The following is a 14,986-nucleotide window of genomic DNA, read 5'->3' on the forward strand; positions in this document are numbered from 1 at the left end:
GGCAGGTTAGCGCTTTTGTACGAAAACCTACACTTGCAAGGACTCAAGAGGACTGAAACCGCAGGATCTGATTCTGACCAATAAACGACCATCTGGCTGTTTAATGAAGTAATCGTTGCCGACCCTCATTGTACTGCCTGGCCCCACCACGATAGAGCGGCAGATTATTCGTGTTTGTAATCAGGTCCATGCCCAGCTCTATGAGCAGGTCTTCGAACAGATGTCGCCGGAACTGCGCGCCGCGATCGATGATCTGTTGCAAACCGCCGGCGGCAATCAACGGACCTATTTCAACCAATTGAAGGAATATCCGCCGGGCGCCAAAATCTCATCGCTGAAACGCTATTTGGAACGTTACGAAAATCTAGTGGCCACCGGGATTAACGCGTTCGAAGAAAAGATCATTGATAATGCTTTTCTTCACTATTTGTACCGTTTGACCAAACGCTACAGCGCCCACGATATGAAGCGGTTCAAGGATCATAAACGCTATGCCTTGATGGTGTGTTTTCTATTGGAGTCGCGCAAACTGTTGCTGGATCACTTGGTCAAAATGCACGATCAGTACATGACGGAACTGTGCCGGCAGACCAAAAACAGCCACGACAAAAAGCACAAAGAATTTCGTAAACGGCAAAAGAAAGCGATCGACGCGGTACTCGATACGACTCATGTACTGTTGGAATGGCCGGATGAACAACCGCTCTATAAGCAAGATTTATGGCAACGCATCGACGAAAAGCAGTTGCGTGCATCCATTGACGATTTGTATATCTTTAAACGACTGGAAGAACGTGGGTACTGCGATTTATTGCTGACCCGTTATCCCAGCTTGCGTAAGTATTTTGCTGATTTTATCCGGTTGCCTTTTGACGTTGCGAAAGGATCGGGCGCCTTATTGCGGGCCATTCGACTGGTTCGTCAGTTGGACGCCGGCGAAATAAAGAGGCTGCCCGAGAATGCACCGATTGCGTTTATTCCACGCGAATTACGGCGCAGCTTGAAGGATTCATCCGGGAATATCAATCGCAATGTGTGGGAAATGGGGTTGGCATTGGCGATGAAAGACGCTTTGCGTTCCGGAGACCTGTATTTGCCGCAGAGCAAGCAGCACGTGTCCTTCTGGGATCTCACACTCAACGAACCGAACTGGGATGAAACCCGACACACGGTCTATACCGAACTCCAACAACCATTCCCGCACCAAATCCGCTCGGCCATCTCTTCTCAGTTCCACGAAGCCGTATCCGAAGCCCAAAAGCGTTTTGGTCTGGATAACTTTGCCGAAATACATAATGGCCGATTAAAATTGAAGCGCGACGACAAGCTGGATGTACCGGATAAAGTCTCTCAGCTACAAAAAGTCATCGACGCCCATATGCCAACCATCCGCATCGAGCAGCTGTTGATGGAAGTGGATCAAATGACCCATTACAGTCGCCATTTTGTGCCTATCCAACACCATCAATCGCGCCCGAAAGCGTTTTATAAGAGTCTGATTGCCGCCATTATCTCGCAAGCCACCAATTTAGGCGTGGTTTCCATGAGTGCCAGCGTCAAAGGGGTTACCGTGGATATGTTACGGCATATCCTGCAATACTATATCCGGGAAGAAACCTTGATTAACGCCAGCGCTGAAATCGTCAATCAACACCATCTACTGCCATTGAGCGCCATGCATGGCACCGGTACCTTATCTTCATCCGACGCCCAACGTTTTAAAATTCGCGCTGACAGCCTGTTAGCCTCTTACTATCCGCGCTATTACGGTTACTATGAGAAGGCCATCGGCATCTACACGCATGTATCCGATCAGTATTCGGTATTCAGTACCAAGGTGATTTCCTGTAGCCCACGGGAAGCCTTGTACGTGCTCGACGGGCTGCTGGAAAACAATACCATTCTTAAAATCCGGGAGCATACCACCGATACGCATGGCTACACTGAAATCGTCTTTGCCCTGTGCTATCTGCTCGGGTTCTACTTCATGCCCAGAATACGGGATCTGAAGGACCAACAGTTGTATCGGGTTGATAAGACCGCTGATTATGGTGACCTCAACCAGTTACTCACCAGAACGGCCGATTTGGCGATCATCGAGGAACAGTGGGAATACATGATGCGGGTGGCCATTTCGCTTAAGCAGAAAACTGCTCCGGCACATGTCATCGTGCAACGGTTAACCAATGGCTCGCCCTCGGATCGCCTGACCAAAGCGTTCACCCATCTTGGGCGTATCATCAAAACCGAATATATCTTGCGATACCTCACCGATCCGGAGCTGCGCCGTACCGTCCAGCGGCAACTGAATAAAGGCGAATACCGGCATAAGCTGCCACGCTGGATCTTCTTTGCTGACCAAGGCGAATTCACTACCGGTGACTACGAAGAAATCATGAACAAGGCCAGCAGCCTCAGTTTTGTATCCAACGCCATTTTGTATTGGAACACCATCAAAATAAACGACATTGTTGAGCAACTCAGGCAGCAGGGAGAAGCGATTGATGATGAGACCTTATCCCATATCTCCTTGTTGCCGTATAAACACGTGTTGCCCAACGGGACTTACTTTATCGAGGATGAGGGGAAGGAGTAGTTGTAGTTGGGCGCAAACCTACGGTTACGAGGTGGCCGTGGAAATCAAAACCGTAGGTTTTCGTTCAAATGCGCCCGCTGGTCCATCATGTAAATTTTGCCTTGTTGGATCTGTTTGGCTACACCTTTGCCCCCAGATATGCCCAGTTCGGCAAGGTCATTGAAGAGATGTTCAAAGTCAGTGAAAACAAAGACCAGGGCGTAACACTGAGTTTAAAAAAGCCGATTAAAACAGACCTCATCATTGAGCACTGGGATACCATCCAGCGTATTGCCATCTCGCTTCAGGAGAAAAGTACCACACAAGCGATTCTGGTTCGCTAGTTATCTGGTTACAGCAAAAGCCACCCGTTATTACAGGCCCTGACTGAGTACAACCGTATGATCAAGGCCATGTACTTACTGGACTATATCGACGATGCTAGTCTCCGGGGATATGTACAGCGAGCACTGAATCGAGGCGAGGCCTACCACCAATTACGCCGTGCTATCGCATCGGTTAATGGTAACCGATTCCGAGGTTCGTCAGATTATGAAATCAGCTTGTGGAATGAATGCGCGAGGTTGCTCACCAACGCCATTATTTACTTCAACTCAATGATACTGACCCGTTTACTGAGGCACTTCGAGGGCATTGGCGATGAAGAAAAGCTGGGGATTACAAAGCAGGTGTCGCCGGTGGCTTGGCACAACATTAATCTGAATGGGACTTATAGCTTCGACTTTGAACAAAACCTGATCGATATCGAGGAAATAATGCGGCCGATTACCGAAACTGGAGGAAATGTCTAAGTTAATACCCCTCTGGAGACCAGGAACCACGGGGGCTGTGTAGTATTATGTCTTTTTAAGACGGAAAATCCCCAGGACCCCAAGGTGTTGCTTTAGCGTGATTTCCACTTTTCTTTTGGCGGTTTTTATAAGGCGCGTTTGATTGATTGGATTTTGCCTGTTTTTTCGGTCTTTTTGTGTTCTCCGGACACAGCTTCCCCAACCCCCACTGTTTATCAACGTGCCGGGGCAGCACTCCTTGTGGGCTATGAGGTGTTCAGATGCAGGGCCACGCTGCGGAACAGATCCTGATGCGGACAGGCACTGCTCAGCAGGATGCGGATTCGGCGTTTGTTACAGACGATGACCGTGTCGATTTTTAGCAGTGTCAGCGCAGCGTATTGGGAGTGGCGCTCGCCAGGCGGGTGTGCCGCAAGGCGCGGCATCGCAACCCTTCAAACAGCGTGTAAGCCAGCCCCGAGAGCAACTGCCGGAACGGTCCACCAGCGACGGCTGGACGTGCGCCCGGCAAACAGATCCAGCTGCTGATCCTTGATCCGGTTCTCCATGTCGCCCCGCGCACAGTAGAGCTTGTCGTATAGGTACAGATCCGTCTGCGCCAGGTTGGTCACCACGAAGCGGGGGTTGGCACCCAGGCGATTGTGCTCGGCCTTGACGATGACCCGTCGCGGCTTGTCTCAGCTGAGCGCGCCGTAGTGAATAGAGGCAAACAGACGCTGCTTCTTGCCAGTCTGTTTATGCAGGGAATCGGCCCGATCGATCCACGGCGCCACTTGCGCCTTTCCCCGACCATTCTTGGCCAGCCCGACGATATAGCGCACGTCGTGTCGCTCACACCAGCGCAGGATTCTCCAGCGGCAAAAGCCGCTGTCGCCCCGAAAGATGATCTCCACCTTCGGCCAGTGCCGCCGCAACGCCTTGACCAGCAGTAATCTGTGGGGTTGTTCAGAGGTTCCTTAGTTCACTATGCGGATCACTCAATGCTTCTGCACTGACGCTCTTACGATGCTGAACCAGCTGCTTGCCAACCATGAAAGCCACCGGCATATTCACCGCGTCAACAGCGATGACTTGGCCCTCTCGTAGATAGAACACCGCAAATTCCTCTTTCTCGAAACAGCCGCGTACAACACGCTGGTCATGATTTTGCGACAACCCAACCATCTGTAATCGAAGGTCATACTGGTTCGACCAGAACCACGGGGCGCTGTTGTAGGGCTTCTCCTCGCCCATTAGGGTGGCGGCTGCAATACGGGCCTGATCGACCGCGTTGGCGACTGATTCAAGCCGCTGCATTTTCTCAAAGAAAAGATTCCGGTGGCGGGTACAGTCGCCAATCGCCAGGATCTCAGGATCACTAGTACGGGTAAACTCGTCGACGACAATACCATCATCACAGGGTAGCCCAGAAGCCTCGGCCAGCGCGGTTTCCGGTATAACGCCAATCGAGACAAGCACAATGTCGGCCTGCACTTTACCTCCATCCGCCAACGTCACGCCAGCCACGCGCCCCTGATCACCTGCTTCGAAACCGGTTACGGCCGCGTTCAGACGTACATCCACGCCAGCCGCATTGTGCTTGGCGTAAAAGAAAGCAGACATTTCTGGGCCAGTTACGCGCTGCATAAGACGATCGGCGGCTTCCAGAACTGTGACTCCCACCCTTTTCTTGATGGCGCTGGCTGCCACTTCAAGGCCAATATAGCCGCCGCCAACGATGACTAAACGCTTCCCGGGGATTAATTGGTCACGCAGGGCATCTGTGTCAGCGATGTCGTGCAGATAATGGATGCACTGCAAGTCTGACCCGGGCACCTTCAAGCGTCGCACGTGTGACCCCGTGGCCAAAACCAATCGATCGTATTTCAACGTGCTCTGGTCCGACAATCCGATGATCTTGTTGTCCCGATCAATTTGTTCGGCACGTACGCCCAGCCGTAATTGATAGCCGCCGTTCTCATACATCGAGCGCGGCTTCAGGTACAGCGACGCCTGATCAACCTCTCCTGCAAGGTAATTCTTGGACAGGGGCGGACGCTGATACGGCGGATGGGGCTCTTCACCCACCAGAATCACATCATGTTGATATTTTTTTTGCAGCAAGGCTGTCATAAGGGCACCTGCAGCATGTCCACCGCCCACAATGACTGTCGTCTCTTTCCGTTTGATTGCCATAGCCTGTCTCTTTCAATTGTGTTTTAGGATCAGATTGATCAGAAGTTAAGACTCCAACTGTGCCCTGTGACACCCACACAGGGCGCTCAGATGACCGCTTCCCCGGCATCCTCAAGTATCATCGCGGCGCCCTTCTCGCCGATCATGGTCGTCGGCTGATTGGTATTGCCACCCACCAGCGTTGGCATGATGGAGGCATCGACCACCCGCAGGCATTGCAGGCCATGCACACGTAGACGCGGATCGACCACCGCCATCGGATCGACGCCCATCTTGCAGGTGCCGACTGGGTGATACGCCGACTCGCCGCTGCGACGCACCCAGTCGGCCAAGTCGTCGTCATTCTGCAAAGCAGGCCCCGGCGACACCTCGACCTCATGGTGCGGTGCAAAGGGCGGCTGCGCCAAAATCTTACGCACCAGATGCACCCCACGAACGAGCTGCTCGACATCGGCGGACTCGGCCATATAATTGGGATCGATCAACGGTGCCGCGAACGGATCGGCGCTGTGCAAACCGACGCGACCGCGCGACAGTGGCCTTAGCCCGTAGATCATCACCGCGTAACCATAACCGCTCATCGCAGTCTTCAGATCCCGCCCGTGATCAGCGTACAGCATTGGCGCGAAATGCAACTGCAGGTCAGCCAACGGCTCCTCGGCTCGGGAACGGATGAATCCGCCAGCCTCGGCACCATTGCTCGACAGCACACCACACCGCCTGCTCATGTATTGCAGCAGGGCCCGCAGCCCGGTGAGCCAGTAGCTCGGATGCATCGAGATGCTCTGCCGACTGCGCGCTTTAACGCGCACAAACACGTCAATATGGTCCTGAAGATTTTGTCCCACGCCTTCCAGCGCATGGCGCAGCTTGATTCCGTGCTGTGCCAGTTCCTCAAGTGGGCCAATACCGGACAGCATCAGCAATTGTGGCGAGTTGAACGCGCCACCGCAGAGTACAACCTCGCGTCGGGCACAGACCTGCACCAGCCCCTTTGCGCTGCGGTACTCAACACCGGTAGCGAGGGTGCCTTCTAACAATACACGGGTAACTTGCGCATCACTGCGAACCGTCAGATTGGAACGGCCCGCTGCGGGTTCAAGATACGCCCGTGCATTGCTGCAGCGCACACCGTTCTTCTGATAGGCGTAGTAAAACCCCACGCCCTCCTGTTCACTGCCGTTGAAATCCGCATTGCGCTGGTAGCCCGCCTGTATCGCTGCGTCTAAAAACACCACGCTTAGTGGATTGGTATAGCGACGCTCCGCTACATTGAGCGGTCCGCCCTGACCGTGAAATGCTACGTCAGCCGACGCCAGCTTCGGCTCGAAATGTTCAGACCTGCGGAAGTAAGGCAACACCTCAGAGTACGACCAGCCGTTGCAACCAAGGCGGGCCCACTCATCATAATCCGAGGCATGCCCGCGGATATAGACCTGCGCGTTCATGCCACTAGAGCCACCAACCATCTTGCCACGGGGCTGAAACAGTGCTCTGTCATACATATGCCGCTGGGGTTCGGTATTGAACTGCCAATTGAAGCGGCGGCTGAACATAAGCTGCAGGAAGCCTAGCGGCGTGTTTACGAACGGATTGCGCCGACTCTCTGGACCAGCTTCGAGCAGCAGAACCGAATGGCGGCCGCTCTCGGAGAGCCCATTGGCAACAGCGCAACCGGCCGAACCCGCACCGACCACAACATAGTCGAATTGTTCGGACGACATACTGGTTACACCCTGTCTCAACGTTTAGGGGTCAGTTTGACCATCAACTTGGAATAGCCCCGCACGAAGTTGGACTGCACACGTTCCGGCTCGCCAACAACTTCAATATTGTCGAATCGTTTCAGCAGCTCCTCCCATAAAATGCGCAATTGTAGTTCGGCCAGACGGTTGCCCATACAACGGTGGACGCCGTAGCCAAATGCCATATGATTTCGGGCGTCCTTACGATCAATAATAAACTTATCGGGAGCTTCAAATTTTCGCTCGTCCCGATTGCCCGAGGCGTACCACATCAACACACGATCACCCCTCTTGATGGTCTGGCCGCACAGCTCCACGTCCTGCGTGGCGACCCGGCGCATATACGCCAGCGGGGTTTGCCAACGGATGATTTCAGAAACCATGTTCGAAATCAGATCCGGATTTGCTTTCAATTTGGCGAATTCCTCGGGGAACTGGTTCAAAGCCAACACCCCGCCGCTCATGGAGTTACGCGTGGTGTCATTGCCGCCCACAATAAGCAGCGCCAGATTCCCAATAAACTCCAACGGACGATTGATCAAATCCTTGGTGTCTTCGTTGCTCTGCAGCATGCTAATCAAGTCGAAACCAGGTGCTTCGCCTGCCTTGCGGCGTGCTTCCTTGTCGCGCCAAAGTTCGGAGAAAGCTCGAGCCATATCTGCAGCATCGTCAAAAAAAACATCTTCACTGGTAAACTCGCCACCAGTTGCCGATGATACACCTGACATTCGATCCGACCAGTCAACTAATTTGTGGCGTTCGTCGTATGGAAAATCCAGCAATGTAGCCAGCATACGTCCCGTGAGTTCCTTTGATACTGTCGGCACCCAGTTGAAGGGTTTATCCAAGGGCAGGTTATCGAGCACCTCTCTGGTGCGACTGCGGATTAGCTCTTCCATTTCCTTCAGGTTCTTTGGCGCCACAACACCCTGAACCGCCCGACGCTGCACGTCATGCTTGGGCGGATCCATGGCGATGAACATTTCTACCGACAGCCCCTCCGGGGGATCACCCAGGATAATTTGCGGCTCGGAGGAAAAAAGCTCATGACTCTTATCCACGAACAGAATGTCTTCATAGCGCGTCACCGACCAAAACGGCCCGAAGGGGCTGTTCTTCTGGTAGTGAACCGGCGCCTCGTCACGGAGCCGCTTGAAGTAGGCACCCCACTGGCCTTGCCGGTAGAGAAAAGGGTTGCTGGTGTCAATGCTATCGAGTGCCAGGGAGTTGACATCGGGCAAAGGCCTATCGATGAATTTGATCTGGGGTCGCTTTGTACCGATGATCTTCTTCTTGGCCTTCATTAGCAGTTTTAGTGCCCTGATCTGCGAGTACATAGGCACCACTCTGGATGTGGTGTTGATCACTTTTTTCTGAATGGTATCAATTGGCCTTATTTCTGCTGACATAGTCTGCTCCGGGGTTACATCTGAAATTCTGGCAAGTGAACGGTCATACCGTCCATCGCATCTTTGGCCTTGACCTGGCAACCCAGGCGTGAGGTTTTCGTCCGCTCTGGAGTCATTGACAGCATTTGTTCTTCGGCATCGGTGATCGCACCGGTCTTGTTAAACCACTCCTCCGCAACGATCATGTGGCAAGTTCCACACGCGCACTCTCCGCCGCAATCTCCATCAATACCCGGCACTGCATTACTGACTGCGATTTGCATCAACGTAGATTCTGGCTCCAATTCCACGACATGTTTGGTGTTATCATGTTCAATAAAGATAATTTCACCCATTAATTCTATCCTTCCGTTAATGTCTAGGCTTTAGACTGACATTTTACCGTTACGTCAACGAGGACATTTATTGACATGAGGGGGACATTTAAAGACACTTAAGCAAGTTCCTTGGAAGCACATATTACGTGGACTCAACAGGATGGTTTAGAAACTGTGGAAACTGGTATTCCATCAAACTATTCACGACTTATAGCCCGCGAGCTAGATCTCACCTTAAGTCAATTGCCCACATTACTGCATGGCACCGGTCTCCCCATCCAGCAGTTTCTGAGTGAGGACAACCTGCTCACGCCAGCCCAGCAGATACAGATTTTGCGCAACGCGTTGGCGCTGTCCGGCCAGCCCGAATTTGGTTTACGGGTGGGCAAGCGCCTGACGCCAGCTACTCACGGTGCGATGGGCTTCGCCGCCTCCAGCAGCCCGGACTTGCTCAGTGCGCTCCAGGCGATACACACCTTCTTGCCTACGCGCGTCAGCGTTATTCAGCTGCATTTGCAGCAGATTGAAGATCACTTGGAATGCAGACTGGCTTTCCTGATGCAGCTGGACGACGACCTCCAACGCTGCGTGGCAGAGACTATCATTATGACGCTGCTAGCGTTTGGCGAATTCATTGTAGGCCGCCCCCTGTACGAGGCTGAAATCGGCTTTTCCTACCCGCCCCCTCAGTACCATGCGACCTATTCCGAATGTATGTCCGGGCGGGTTCGCTTTGGTTGCGATCAACTTATGCTTAGATTACCGATGGTTCTGTGCAGGGAACCCAACGCCTCCGCCAACAACGAAAACTATCGCCTAGCATTGCGGCAGTGTGAGTCGATGCTTGCGGAACTTCAGACCCAGGAGCCAAGCTACCAGACCCGGCTCAAGAAGATGATGTTGTCCCGACCACCTGGAACGCTTAGTGAAGAAGAGGCGGCGGCGGCCCTATTTATGAGCAAACGCACCCTGGCGCGCAAACTAAAACAAGAAGACAGCAGTTTTCGACAAATTCGCGACGAGATTCTGTCACGGCAAGCAGCGGACTATTTGAGTGGAAGTCAATTATCCGTCGAATCTATCGCTTCTCTCTTGAATTATCACGACAACGCGAGTTTTAGGCGCGCCTTCAAGCGCTGGTTTGGTCTGTCGCCCACTCAGTACAGGCAACACGGCAATTCCTCGGACACCGCACCACGGTCAAGACACTGATGGTAGAGCACATGGGATGGCCTACGAGTTCTTGCTATCACCAATCCCTCCCAGCATAACGCAATATATGTTGCCTAGCGCATTCACTCATATTGTTCCTACAACCAACCAAAAATTGGTCTACACTCTAAACAATAGAAGCATGAAGGTGTGGAAAAGTGAATTGGTTCAGACGCTTATCGATTCAAACTAGAATCTATTTAATTACCAATGTAGCCACTGCTGGCTTCATTATTTGTTTTCCATTGACTTCACTGCGTTAGCATCCGGTTCCAAACTGATGACAAGTAAACTAAACGCATCAATGAATCTACTAAAGTTTCGCGACACCAGTCAACGTAATTTTGGCAAGTTCATTGTCGAAGCAGAGTCCAGAAGCGAGCAAGTGGCTATTTACGGTATGACAATTGGTATCTCTACTTTCACACGCATTCTTCTTATTTCTTACTTAATTGGTCATTCAATGTCGCTCAATCTAAATAGTGATCGAAGTAATCAAAGGGAACGCTAACCAGACTAACCTACTAGCGCTACATACATACTGCCAAATGAGACAGCTAGGACAGGAGAGCAAGGCCATGGGTTTGCCGTCGTGGCATACGAGGTTCGTTCTTTTGCATCAAAAAACAAGACTATACGTAGGAAATCCACGACACAATTAACAACCTGATTACAGCTTTGAAAGATGCAGTAGATGTAATGGCATAAGGGACTGATAGGGCTCAATCTGGCGTTGCAGCACTAGCAGTCTAAGAGACATTGTCTGTGTGGTAGTAAGAGTAAGCTAATTTTTAGCAAACAAATGGAGATATATATATGCCTAGAACGAAATTTACTATTGCGCAAGTAACCAGCAGGTTAATGTTGGCTAGTTGCTTCATGACACCGGGACTATCCTATGCTGCTGATATTACATGGAGTGGTTTTGCGTCGGTTGCTGCCGGACAAACATTGGGAAGCGATGATGCAGAGTATGTTGTTGATAACGCCACCGGCGGTGCATACGATAATACATTGCGCTTCCTGCCGGAAAGTACAATGGCCATACAGGCTTTCGCCCAAGTAAACGAATCGGTTTCAGCAACGGTACAAGCGGTAGCAAAAGGGTCAAATGAGAAAAGCTTCGATACTTCCTTTGAATGGGCATATGCTACGCTTGCTGTAACTGACAATACAAAGATCAACTTTGGACGATTCCGCGCACCACTGTTTTATTATTCCGACTTTTTAGATACATCCTATGCCTACTATTGGTTAAGAGCACCGACAGACATGTACGTTGCACCATATTCAACGACGACGGGCGTTTCTCTGAATGATTTTCGCTATCTAGGTGACTTTGAATTATCCACACAGATTTGGACGGGGGAGGAGCAAATCGAGTTCCTGGGATCACCCGGTGAGCTGACTGACATGATAGGTATTAACTTTATGCTAGCTTACGATTGGATAAAGTTACGTGCTGTGTATAACACGATGGATTCAGCAATTGAAGGATTGGGCGTAGATACTAAATTAATTTATTCGGCATATGCCGTGATCGCAGACTATGAAAATTTCAAGTTTAGAAGTGAATACGGAAATCTTGAAGATGATGACACCGGCTTAGAGGATAAATTTGGGTATGCATCGGTGGGATACACTATAGGCAATTTTACACCCCATTATACCTATTCTGAGCAAGATAGAGCCGCTTTCTTTCTCGCAGAAGTAGAAACTCACACAATAGGGATACGCTGGGACTATTTGCCCGGTACAGCGTTTAAATTGGAGTACTCAGAATCTACAACTGAAGCAACTCCATGTGATCCTATGAGCGGGATGTGCCTTCCTCCGCAAGAAACCAAAATTGAAGTAGTCGCCGCAGCAATTGACTTAGTATTTTAGAGAGGGGATTAATATGATTAGATTCAATATAACGGCTACTTTAGTAGCTTGTATTATATCATTTCTTTCTTCCCATTCCTTTGCCGATGTAGTCGTGATTGTAAACCCAAGTAATTCTGTATCAGAGCTCAATGATAAGTGGCTTGGTGCCATATTCTTAGGGAAGAAAACGAAATTTCCGGACGGTAGCTCGGCTGTACCTATTGAACAGCAACCGGGTACGTCAGCCCGGGATAAATTTAATGAGAAAATTCTTGAAAAGAATGAAGGACAGTTGAGAGCATATTGGTCTCAGCGGATTTTTACGGGTAAAGGTCAACCACCCAAAACTGTCAACGGGAGCGCTGACGTAAAGAAGCTGGTATCGGAGAATCCAGTATTCATTGGGTATATTGATGCATCAGAAATTGATGATACGGTAAAAGTTATCCGAAAGCTTGAATAGAAATTTCCATTCAAACTTTTATAGCTCACCTTTGGAATATGAATTTAAGGTATACCTACAGAAGCGGTCCTAGATTCCCATCTTCAGCTATAAGTTACTGTAATATTTGAATAATAGTTGTTTTTTGAAAAAGCCGATAATGATATTTATCGGCTTTTTGAGGCCTTTAGCTTGAAATTAATCAGCAGCCACACAATGACTTATGAAGCTTGAATCTCCATCATGGGAAATTTGACCCGGTTCTGTAGGTATACCCAATTTAGAAAGCGTGTTAACGGACTTAACATATTAAACAACAGACCAATTAACATGCTAAATTGTAATTCTCTGACAAAAATAAAAGTTCCAGTTTTTTTCAAAGTGCGAGAAGGCGCACCTGAATCCATTCAGGCACAAGTGGCCTGGTAAAACGTCACCTGGTTGCGGCCCGCAGCCTTGGATTTGTATAAGGCATCGTCTGCACAACTGATGAGAATTTCGATCGAATCACCAGCATCAGGAGTTTTGACAACAACCCCGAGACTAATGGTGACCTTCATCGTTTGATTCTGCCAGCGGAATTCTAGCTGCTCAACATTGCCTCGTATTCTCTCGGCCACTTTAACCGCACCGGCTGAATCGGTCTCGCACAACACACAAAACTCTTCGCCGCCAAACCGCGCCACCAGATCTCCCGGCCAGCGTAGACTAACGCTGATGCACTTGGCTACAGCTTGGAGGCACGCATCACCGGCAAGGTGACCGTGAGCGTCATTGAATTGCTTGAAGTGGTCAATGTCGAGCATCATTAAGGTCATCGGGCGTTTATATTGCTGGCAGCGTTCCAATTCTTCTCTCAGATAGGTATTCAGAAAGCGTCTATTACGTAGGCCAGTCAATTGATCCGTGGCGCTTAAGTCCGACAATTTTCGATTTAGCACCTCCAACTCTTCTGTGCGTTGGGCGACTTTCGTCTCCAATTCTTCGTTGTGTATTTTCTGTAATGACAATGCATGCTGTTGAGCTTCGTAGCGCATGCTTTTTTCGTAATTGATGTATTCAGCCAGCGCGAATGAGAGTAGCACCACCTCTATCAATGAACCGATCTGGGTTGAGTATTCGGTAAAAACGCTTCTAGGCAAAAGCCCAACATAGTTCATCACGGTGCCGAATCCGACTATCACGAGCACTGTCCATGCAAGACAAAAATAACGGGCTTGACGGTAACCTTTGTACCACACCCAGTAGCCGGTAAAGAGCGCGATAATGCAGCTCGAAGTTGTCAGGACTGCACCTACTTTGATGATATATTGGTAGGGAACGATAAACGTCGAAATTATGAGAATAACAGACACCGCGATGGCCACCTTGCTCAAAAGAAAAAGGTTCGGGCTTTGATTCTTTAAATCCAGAAAATGTATTTGAAACAAAAATACACCCGCCATCATGGTGCAAACAAAAAAACTAGTGGAGATAGAGTTCCACCACAGGCTTTGAGGCCAGACGTACCGAAATGTTAGGCCCTCTATGGCTGCTTGAAACAGAGTCATGGACAGAACATAAACGACATACCATAGGTAAGCGCTGTAACGAACAGAGGAGTAGATAAACAGATTGTACATGGCCATGACCAGCATAGTACCAAAATAGAGTCCGTACCAACCATAAAGCATCTTTTCTCTTTCATGGAAATCAACCGGATTCCAGATGTTTAGGGGAAACTGCGTGGCGCTGGTCGTCTGGATTCTGAAAAAATAGATCTCTGTTTTGTTGGGTTCTAAGTCAGCAGGGATTACGAAATTTCGGTTTTTGATTACGCGATCGGAAAATGGCTTCTTGTCACCAAGCGAATAGCGTTGAGATGACGGGGCTAGATTACCCTCGTAGATATCCAGGTGATCCAGCAGCGGGTAGGCCACCTCGAGCAATACAGGCAATGTCTGTTGGCCAAGGTTGACTATATTCAATTTAAATACATAGATTTTGTCAGTGAAGCCGAAGCTGTTTTCGTTGGGCTCCAAACGCATCCACCTTGAATCGGACAGCGTTTGAGCTGGGTCAAGAACCTTGTAATAGAGCTGATAACGCAATTGCTCTGCAGTATAGCCTTTCAATTGTGCCTGAACTTCGATTGAACAAACCACCAAGACGGGTACCAGAAACCAAAGGAGCAGGCGCCATCTTGACGTCATCTTCAATGTCATGAACATGGATCCTTAGAGTAAACAAGCGTAATTAACCCAGTTTAGCCCATCCTGAGTAGTTGCTATCCTACATGTATGCTCGGGCTCAATTATGAGTGTTCTGGGCGCAGTGATTGCTCTCCCCATCTGCAAATACGGGAACTTTGGTCCTCTGATCCGAGAAACAATCCGAAAGCCTATGCCCAATATTCCTTTTTTTACGTGCTTCTACGATTGTGTGATTTTA

At 49.9% G+C, this 14,986-nt stretch carries 10 protein-coding genes and 3 pseudogenes; 6 read left to right on the plus strand and 7 right to left on the minus strand.

Features of this window, described 5'->3' with window-relative positions; translation table 11 throughout:
- Positions 1 to 115 precede the first annotated feature (115 nt).
- The gene (locus D9N13_RS11660) at positions 116 to 2,596 is read left to right on the plus strand and encodes a Tn3 family transposase (RefSeq protein WP_290589872.1); all 2,481 of its coding nucleotides are present in this window, start codon (positions 116 to 118) and stop codon (positions 2,594 to 2,596) included.
- An 80-nt stretch (positions 2,597 to 2,676) separates the two neighbouring features.
- A pseudogene (locus tag D9N13_RS11665) lies at positions 2,677 to 3,387 on the plus strand (Tn3 family transposase); the annotation flags it as partial.
- A 245-nt stretch (positions 3,388 to 3,632) separates the two neighbouring features.
- On the opposite strand, the gene D9N13_RS11670 reads toward D9N13_RS11665, so the two are convergent.
- The 6 genes and pseudogenes from D9N13_RS11670 to D9N13_RS11695 form a co-directional block, all read right to left on the minus strand.
- The gene (locus D9N13_RS11670; protein WP_101892411.1) at positions 3,633 to 3,812 is read right to left on the minus strand and encodes a hypothetical protein; all 180 of its coding nucleotides are present in this window, start codon (positions 3,810 to 3,812) and stop codon (positions 3,633 to 3,635) included.
- A gap of 9 nt (positions 3,813 to 3,821) precedes the next feature.
- Positions 3,822 to 4,316 (minus strand): annotated as a pseudogene (locus D9N13_RS11675) (transposase).
- 16 nt (positions 4,317 to 4,332) lie between these two features.
- Positions 4,333 to 5,562: an NAD(P)/FAD-dependent oxidoreductase gene (locus tag D9N13_RS11680; protein WP_101892408.1), complete on the minus strand. Its 1,230-nt coding sequence runs from the start codon at positions 5,560 to 5,562 to the stop codon at positions 4,333 to 4,335.
- An 86-nt stretch (positions 5,563 to 5,648) separates the two neighbouring features.
- Positions 5,649 to 7,286, minus strand: coding sequence for a GMC family oxidoreductase (locus D9N13_RS11685; RefSeq protein WP_290589880.1), 1,638 nt, complete (start codon positions 7,284 to 7,286; stop codon positions 5,649 to 5,651).
- Positions 7,287 to 7,303: 17 nt separating this feature from the next.
- The gene (locus tag D9N13_RS11690) at positions 7,304 to 8,716 is read right to left on the minus strand and encodes a cytochrome P450 (RefSeq protein WP_290589883.1); all 1,413 of its coding nucleotides are present in this window, start codon (positions 8,714 to 8,716) and stop codon (positions 7,304 to 7,306) included.
- A gap of 14 nt (positions 8,717 to 8,730) precedes the next feature.
- A complete protein-coding gene (locus D9N13_RS11695) occupies positions 8,731 to 9,051 on the minus strand; it encodes a 2Fe-2S iron-sulfur cluster-binding protein (protein ID WP_101892406.1) in 321 nt (106 codons plus the stop codon).
- 111 nt (positions 9,052 to 9,162) lie between these two features.
- Between D9N13_RS11695 and D9N13_RS11700 the strand changes: the two genes are divergently transcribed.
- The 4 genes and pseudogenes from D9N13_RS11700 (at position 9,163) to D9N13_RS11710 (ending at position 12,577) form a co-directional block, all read left to right on the plus strand.
- The gene (locus D9N13_RS11700; RefSeq protein WP_290589889.1) at positions 9,163 to 10,245 is read left to right on the plus strand and encodes an AraC family transcriptional regulator; all 1,083 of its coding nucleotides are present in this window, start codon (positions 9,163 to 9,165) and stop codon (positions 10,243 to 10,245) included.
- Positions 10,246 to 10,736: 491 nt separating this feature from the next.
- Positions 10,737 to 10,879, plus strand: a pseudogene (locus D9N13_RS24320) (methyl-accepting chemotaxis protein); the annotation flags it as partial.
- A gap of 182 nt (positions 10,880 to 11,061) precedes the next feature.
- Complete coding sequence (locus D9N13_RS11705; protein ID WP_290589892.1) at positions 11,062 to 12,132, plus strand: hypothetical protein; 1,071 nt, start codon at positions 11,062 to 11,064, stop codon at positions 12,130 to 12,132.
- A gap of 13 nt (positions 12,133 to 12,145) precedes the next feature.
- Positions 12,146 to 12,577: a phosphate ABC transporter substrate-binding protein gene (locus D9N13_RS11710; protein ID WP_156873124.1), complete on the plus strand. Its 432-nt coding sequence runs from the start codon at positions 12,146 to 12,148 to the stop codon at positions 12,575 to 12,577.
- Between the two features lie 386 nt (positions 12,578 to 12,963).
- On the opposite strand, the gene D9N13_RS11715 is transcribed toward D9N13_RS11710, so the two are convergent.
- Entirely contained in the window at positions 12,964 to 14,760 is a 1,797-nt protein-coding gene (locus D9N13_RS11715) for a diguanylate cyclase (RefSeq protein WP_290589897.1), read from the minus strand.
- Positions 14,761 to 14,986: the final 226 nt, after the last annotated feature.

Origin of the sequence: Ketobacter sp. GenoA1 (assembly GCF_003671475.1) — a bacterium.
GTDB lineage: Bacteria > Pseudomonadota > Gammaproteobacteria > Pseudomonadales > Ketobacteraceae > Ketobacter.